This window comes from Aquabacterium humicola, assembly GCF_030167915.1.
GTDB classification, from domain to species: domain Bacteria; phylum Pseudomonadota; class Gammaproteobacteria; order Burkholderiales; family Burkholderiaceae_C; genus Pseudaquabacterium; species Pseudaquabacterium humicola.
On record NZ_JARGNB010000011.1, the window covers coordinates 134,555 to 141,081 of the forward strand.

At 67.9% G+C, this 6,527-nt stretch carries 9 protein-coding genes; 3 read left to right on the forward strand and 6 right to left on the reverse strand.

All coding sequences use genetic code 11. The features are described from left to right. Positions 1-60 precede the first annotated feature (60 nt). On the reverse strand, positions 61-921 hold the full coding sequence (locus P1K89_RS30795; RefSeq protein ID WP_284620381.1) for an urease accessory protein UreD: 861 nt from the start codon (positions 919-921) through the stop codon (positions 61-63). Beyond that, a complete protein-coding gene (locus P1K89_RS30800) occupies positions 918-2,381 on the reverse strand; it encodes an aminotransferase-like domain-containing protein (protein ID WP_350082476.1) in 1,464 nt (487 codons plus the stop codon). Before P1K89_RS30800 ends, P1K89_RS30795 begins: the two co-directional genes overlap by 4 nt. Between P1K89_RS30800 and P1K89_RS30805 the strand changes: the two genes are divergently transcribed. Further along, positions 2,380-2,805 carry a DUF2917 domain-containing protein gene (locus P1K89_RS30805; RefSeq protein WP_284620383.1) on the forward strand — a complete coding sequence of 142 codons (426 nt, stop codon included), beginning with the start codon at positions 2,380-2,382 and terminating at the stop codon, positions 2,803-2,805. The genes P1K89_RS30800 and P1K89_RS30805 overlap by 2 nt on opposite strands. 42 nt (positions 2,806-2,847) lie before the next feature. Here the strand turns inward: P1K89_RS30805 and P1K89_RS30810 are convergent, their stop codons facing one another. The 4 genes from P1K89_RS30810 to P1K89_RS30825 form a co-directional block, all read right to left on the reverse strand. After that, the gene (locus P1K89_RS30810; RefSeq protein WP_284620384.1) at positions 2,848-3,000 is read right to left on the reverse strand and encodes a hypothetical protein; all 153 of its coding nucleotides are present in this window, start codon (positions 2,998-3,000) and stop codon (positions 2,848-2,850) included. Between the two features lie 230 nt (positions 3,001-3,230). Next, a complete protein-coding gene (locus P1K89_RS30815; RefSeq protein WP_284620385.1) occupies positions 3,231-3,725 on the reverse strand; it encodes a DUF4124 domain-containing protein in 495 nt (164 codons plus the stop codon). 61 nt (positions 3,726-3,786) lie between these two features. Beyond that, a complete protein-coding gene (locus P1K89_RS30820) occupies positions 3,787-4,143 on the reverse strand; it encodes an energy transducer TonB (protein ID WP_284620386.1) in 357 nt (118 codons plus the stop codon). Positions 4,144-4,296: 153 nt separating this feature from the next. After that, a complete protein-coding gene (locus P1K89_RS30825) occupies positions 4,297-4,704 on the reverse strand; it encodes an MAPEG family protein (protein ID WP_284620387.1) in 408 nt (135 codons plus the stop codon). A 148-nt stretch (positions 4,705-4,852) separates the two neighbouring features. Here P1K89_RS30825 and P1K89_RS30830 point away from each other — a divergent pair, with 148 nt between their 5' ends. Both P1K89_RS30830 and P1K89_RS30835 read left to right on the forward strand, forming a co-directional pair. Further along, positions 4,853-5,110 (forward strand): type II toxin-antitoxin system Phd/YefM family antitoxin, encoded by a 258-nt coding sequence (locus P1K89_RS30830; RefSeq protein ID WP_284620388.1) that lies wholly within the window; start codon positions 4,853-4,855, stop codon positions 5,108-5,110. 5 nt (positions 5,111-5,115) lie between these two features. Then, on the forward strand, positions 5,116-5,529 hold the full coding sequence (locus tag P1K89_RS30835; RefSeq protein WP_284620391.1) for a type II toxin-antitoxin system VapC family toxin: 414 nt from the start codon (positions 5,116-5,118) through the stop codon (positions 5,527-5,529). The last annotated feature ends 998 nt before the right edge of the window (positions 5,530-6,527 follow it).

The following is a 6,527-nucleotide window of genomic DNA, read 5'->3' on the forward strand; positions in this document are numbered from 1 at the left end:
CGTAGTGCAGCAGATGGGCGGTCGCGGCCGCCCCGGTCCCCTGTTCGCGGGATGGCGGCTTCAGGTGCGCCAGACCCGCGGCGCACAGGGCGCGAGGTCCCAGGCCAGCGGCCGCCACGCCGACCACACCGCCTGCAGCAACTGCATCGCCGGCTCGACGCGTTCGGCCAGCGCCCGCAGCACGAGCACGCGCTCGTGCTGGCGCGTGACGCCGGCGTCGGCGGCCAGCGCGCTCGCGTCGATGGCCGCGCGGGCGCTCTCGACGAGCGCCTCGGCGCGCGCGCGCTCGATCGCCGAACCGGCCGCGAACCACAGCGTCGCCAGCACGCGCCGGCCCGCGAAGCCCAGCGGCGAGTCGAGCAGCAGCGCGTCGCCGCCATCGATGGACCCGCGCTCGAGCCAGGCGCCGGGCAGCTCCAGCTGCTGCAGAAAGCGGCCGCCGTCGAAGGCCTGGCCGGCCGCGGGCAGGCCGAGCGCCAGCACGTCCCAGCCGATCATCTCGGCGCCGTCGGTGAGCTCGAAGCGCAGCCGGTTGTCGGCGCGGCAGCCGCGGTAGGCGATGGTCTCCAGCGGCAGCCACTCCAGCCGCGCGCCGGGCTGCACGCGCGCGACGAGCTGCTGCTGCGCGAGCGCACCGGCGCTGCGATAGAAGCGCGTCGCGCCCGGCGTCGTCAGCAGCGCGTGCGTGCCGCCGTCGAGCGCGAGCTCGATCTGCAGCTCGTCGCCGCCGACGATGCCGCCGGGGGGATGCACCAGCACGTGGTGGCACACCGCCGGGCCTTCGGGGTACAGCCGCTGCAGCACGCGCAGCGGGCCTTCGTGGCGGTCGAGTGCGGTGGTGCCGCCATCGGCCGCGGTGCGGTAGTGCAGCTGCAGGCGGCCGCGCCAGCCGGCAGCGGCCGGTGCCAGCACGGCCGTCATGCCGCCAGCCGCAGCGTGCCGCGCGCCAGCATCGCCTCGGCAATCGCGCCGATGCGGCGCAGCGCCTGGCGCTGCGCTTCGTCCCAGCGGCCGCCGACGCTCAGGCGGATGCAGTGCCGGTAGCGGTCGGTGGCGCTGAACATGGTGCCCGGCGCGATGCAGATGCGCTCGTCGAGACAGGCCTTGAACAGCGCGAGCGAATCGACCGCCGAAGGCAGCTCCAGCCACAGCATGATGCCGCCGGGCGGATCGGTGACGCGCGTGCCGCGCGGGAAACTTTCGGCGATCAGGCTGCGCGCGTCATCGACACGCCGCGCGATGTCCTGGCGCATGCGGCGCAGCTGCGGCTCGAAGCCCGGCTGCTGCAGCAGGTCGGCCATCGCCAGCTCGGCCACCGTCGTGTGGCCGCCGAACAGCGCCGTCTTCAACCGCCGCAGCGCCGGCGTGAAGCGGCCGGCATCGACCCAGCCGACGCGCAGCCCCGGCGCCACCGTCTTCGAGAACGAGCCGCACAGCATCACCAGGCCTTCCTGGTCGAACGAACGCACCGCGCGGCGGTGCTCGTCGCGCTCGGCCCAGTCGTTGTAGATCGCGTCCTCGACCATCGGCACCTGGTGCTCGGCCAGCAGCTGGGCGAGCCGGCGGCGCTCGGCCAGCGGCATCGTCGCGCCGAGCGGGTTCGACAGCGTGGGCACCGACAGCAGCGCGCGCACCGGCTGCGTCTGCAACGCCAGCGCGAGCGCATCGATGGACAGGCCGTGCCGCGGATGGGTGGGAATCTCGAGCGCGCGCAGGTGCAGCGCCTCCAGCACCTGCAGGAAGCCGAACGAGGTCGGCGACTCCAGCGCGACGATGTCGCCCGGCCGCGTGACGGCCTGCAGGCACAGGCCGATCGCGTCGGTCGCGCCGTTGGTCAGCACGATGTTGTTCGGATCGAGCGCGCAGCCCCAGGGCAGCGCGCGCCGCGCGATGGCGCGCCGCGTCGCTTCGCTGCCGTTCACGATGGGGTACTGGCACAGCAGCGCGCGATGGCGGCGCGTGGCCTGCGCCAGGGCACGGCGCAGGCGTTCCTCGTCGAAGAACTCCGCCGCGGGGCAGGCTGCGCCGAAGGACAGCACGTCCGGGTCGGTGGCCATCTGCATCACGCGCTCGGTGAGCGATGCGACGTCGACCTGCAGCGAATCGGCCGGCGGTGCCGAGGTGTCCGGCTCCTGCAGCGCCGGCGGCAGCGCGGTGGCGACGAAGTAGCCGGATTTCGGCCGTGCCTCGATCAGCCGGGCGTCTTCGAGGTGGCGGTAGGCCTGCAGCACGGTGGCGATCGACACCGTTTCGTCGCGGGCGCACTGGCGCACCGACGGCAGCCGGTCGCCGCGCGCCAAAGCGCCGCTGCGGATCGCCGCGGCCAGTCGATCGGCCAGCCGCAGGTACAGCGGGGGCAGCGGCAGCGCATCGGAACTCATGCCCGCCATTGTGCTGGTCGACCGCGAATGCGGACCAGCACAGATTCGGGCAAACCCGGCCGGCACAGGCATGCCGCCAGCGCAGGCTGTGCAGCACAGATTCATCCTGCACTGTGGCTGGCGCGCCGATGCGCGGCCCGCGACGATGCCGTCCATGAACACGTTGATGACCTCCATCGAGCTTCCGGCCGGACGCGCCGTCACCCTGCCCACGGGGTCAGGCCATGCATTGCGAGTGACGGAGGGCCGGATCTGGCTCACCCGGTCAGGCGATCCGGACGATCACTTCATCGACGCGGGTGAACGCGTGCCGCTGGGCGATGGGCGCGGGCCGGTGGTCATCGAGGCTGTCGGCGGCGCAGCGCGCTGCCGGATGGAGGTGGCCCAGCTCGCGACAGGGAACGCGCAGCCGCTGGCGGCCTGACGGTGGAAGCGCCCGCGCCTGTCTACCGCGTGCGAAGGGGGCCTACGGCTTGTTCTTCAGCTTGCCCTTGGGGAGCACGGTGGTCGTGGGCGGCACGGGGCGGGTGGACGGGGAGGAGGACGAGTCCTTCGGGACCAATGCGTCCTTCTTGGGCTTCTTGGCCATCTTGTTGCTGCGCTGCTCGCCTTTGGGCATGGTGTGCTCCTCGTTGAAATGATCGATGTGGCCAGGCTGCCTGGCAACCGGGTGCGTGCGTGCACCCCTGTTGCTCGCACGGAACGCCCCCCGGTTGCCCGTCCATCTTGGCACCTGCACAACTGGCCAGGAAGGACTCGGCCTCGATGCTGGATCGTATCCGCGAGCAGGACTGCCGGTCGTCGCACCGAATGCCGTGTCCCGGAATCGTCGAGGTCCCGCCGGGGTCCTCACGGCAGCCGCTGGCGGCACGAGGTCGGGGGCTCATCGACAGGCGTGCAGTAGGCGAAGGCCTCTTCGCGTGTTGCACCGCGTGCCGTCCTGAACGGCGCAAAGCAGTCGATGCTTTCCTTGTAGAGGCGAGCCCATGTCGCACAGTCCGTCCGGTCATCCGGCATGCGGTCCGGGCGCTTCACCATCGGGGCCGAGGCCGGCGCGGACGGGGCGACGGGCGCGGCCTTCGGCGCGCCACTAATCTCGGCGGCTCGCGCCTTCTCGCGCCCGGCGCGTTCCTGAGCCTCGCGCTGCTGCTGCGGCGTCGGGCCCGGACTCGCCGGGGAGACGGGCCGCGCAGTCTTCTTGTACTTCTCGGGAACGACCTCGGAGTAGTGCGTGCGCCCTTCATCGTCGGTCCATCGATAGACCGTGGCCTGCGCGATTGCAGGCAAGGCGGTCAGGAGGATCGATGCGAGACCGACCAGTCTGAGCAGTGGAAGGCAATCCATTGCGATGTCGTGAACAGCAGCAGCAACCAATGGCGAAAGGGGTGGGCGAGTCCGCACCCCCTCAGAACTTGATGTTCGTCGTGGCGATGCAGCCCCGCACGGTGGCTCCGGTGGGTTCGGTGTAGTGGCTGGTATGGCGCAGAACATGAGCGTCGTACAGGCCCGGGGGGCTGCTGGCGACGACCTTGACGTTCTGCGCCTTGCCGGCAATGACGTCGTAGCTGACCGTGACCCAGCCACTCTGGGCCTTGCGCAGCACGTCGTCCGGTATGGCGCTCGTCGGCAGAGGATCGACCGCTTTGAGCTTGGCAGAAAGGCACTCGGGCGAGTTCTGCGGCACCGCCGAGGGGGCAGTGGGCACCTGGGATGCGCACGATGCAAGCAGGAGACCGGCCACTGCAAGGAGGGGGGATCGCATGGTGAGGGATGTTGAATCCAGGCCTGGCGGTTGAACGGGTGCGACCGTGCCAGCGGGAGGCACGGGGCGAAAGCCGATGATAGTGCCGCGCGGCCTCGCGACCCAGCACGCCTGAAGGTTCGGACTGCGTTGCCGGCAGGCTCAGGCGTCGACCTAGGCGCCGTGGAGTCTGAACGCCCAGTAGATGGCGATGCAGATCTGCACGGCGAACGCTGCAAACCTGGCGGTTACCGCAGTCGCAGAGGTAGAGGCGAGATGAATGGTGGATTGAGCGAGTCGCGCGGCAAGGAGCACGTAGGCCAGGGGATCCGTGAGACTGGATTTGCCCGCAATGACCGCCACGACCATGAGACCGCCGAAGATGGGCAGACCTTCCAGGCAATTCGCGTGGGCGCGCGCCAGGCGCTGCATGAAGGGCGAGAGGTTCGAGTTCTCCGGATCAAACCCGTTCGCGGCCACCTGGCCCGCGAGAACCAGCTTGGAGCGAATGACTTCCATCAGCACAAGGAGAAGCAGCGTCCAGCAAATGAAGCCGAGCAGGGCCAGCAGCGTGGATGACATGGTGCCAAGTGCTCCTCGATGTGCACATGATAGTGCTGCGCGGGCCAAGTGCCATGCCGCTGGCTGTCGCGTTGACCGAAGGGTTAGGCCTGGGTTAGGGCGCACTTATGTTAAACTAGTCAGGTGGCTAGTCAGAAAAGGTGCGATCATGCAGACGTGGGCTGTTCAGGATGCGAAGGCTCGGTTCAGCGAGTTCTTGGAGAAATGCTTGACCGAGGGCCCCCAGATGGTGACCAGGCGAGGGACTGAGGCTGCTGTGCTCGTGCCGGCGGACGAGTGGCGACGGCTTCAGGCTTCTGCCAGGCCCTCGCTGAAGGAATTGTTGCTGTCCGAGCAAGCCAGGGCGGACATTCCGGTGCTTGCACGAGGTAGCGCCCGTCGGCGCAGGCCAGCAACCTTGCGTTGAACGACATGTTCTTGCTCGACACGAACGTCATTTCTGAACTGCGCAAGCCGAAGCCGCACGGCGCTGTGGTGCAGTGGATTCAGGACGCAGCTGACGTCGACCTGCACATCTCCGCGGTGACGATAGGCGAGATTCAGGCCGGCATTGAGGTGACGCGTGAGCAGGATGAGGCGAAAGCCTCAGAGCTTGAGCAATGGCTCGCGCAGGTTGCCGGGACCTTCAATGTAATTTCAATGGACGCGCAAACCTTCAGAGAGTGGGCTCGACTGATGCACCGCGCGTCCGACACCCTCTACGAGGACGCGATGATTGCTGCGACTGCTCGGGTGCATAAACTGACCGTTGTGACGCGCAACGTTGCTGACTTCAAACAGTTCAAAGTCGAAGTGGTCAATCCGTTCCAGACTCCGCGCAAGTGAGGCCGCAACACTCCAAGTCATAACTCGGGTGATCTCCCTGATATTCATTGTTCCAGTGCTCGGGCTACCTCATCTTCTGCTCGGGGTCACCGGAAGCAGCTTTGGCTGGCTTGTCATTGCCCTCATCATCGCTCTGGCGTGGATGCTGACGCCCGCCTTCAAGTGGCTTGGGGGACGCAAGGGGTCGGAGAAGACGCGAGACCGCAAGTAGTCGAATTACGGCACGCCTCTCAATGCGCCCCAACCCCGAGAGCCACCTAAGGAAGGTCTGCACAACGTGATGACGGGCGACTGACGGGCCTGAGAGGACGCCATGCCACGCAGCTTGGCTCTTCATGGTTGCGAACATCGTCGCTCGATGCGCCCCGGCGAGCGTGTGGCGCGCGCTCCTCGCGCTTTGCCGGCGCACTCATCCATGCGCTCCCATCAACTGCCGCCGCACCATCCACAGGTTCGACAGCGCGAACAGCGTGACGATCTGAGCCGTGTTCTTCGCGGAATCCCACTGCAATGAAGATGGGGAGAAGGGCGAGCGTCGTCCACAGCCCAGAGTACTTCTCCCTATTGAGTGGTGGAAGAACAGGTGCTGCGATGCTTTCCCGTCCGCCAGTGCAGTATGGACACTCGCCGTTCCGAGAGATGAACGCAATCGAATGGTTGTGGCGACTTGTGATTGGAACGGCCCGCTGGACGTCGCCGTCCCGTGCGGCATTCGCAAGCTGGCTGGAGTAGCCCTCTCGGATGACAATCGAGTCAGCCGTGCTGACCTTTACGAGGGAAGGCCGTGATGCGGGCCCCGCACTTGTCGCGGCTGGCAGGAGCAGCATGGCGAGTAGGGCGAGTGGGATAGCGGCGGCCACGGATATGCTGGGCCTAACGTTTGAGGTAACGCGCCCGTGCCAGCGGGTGGCTTGGGGCGCGAGGCCGATGATGGGCCTGAGCGGCTTCGCGCCCCAAGACGCCTGCTGGTACGGGTCGCGTTGACCGAAGGGTTAGGC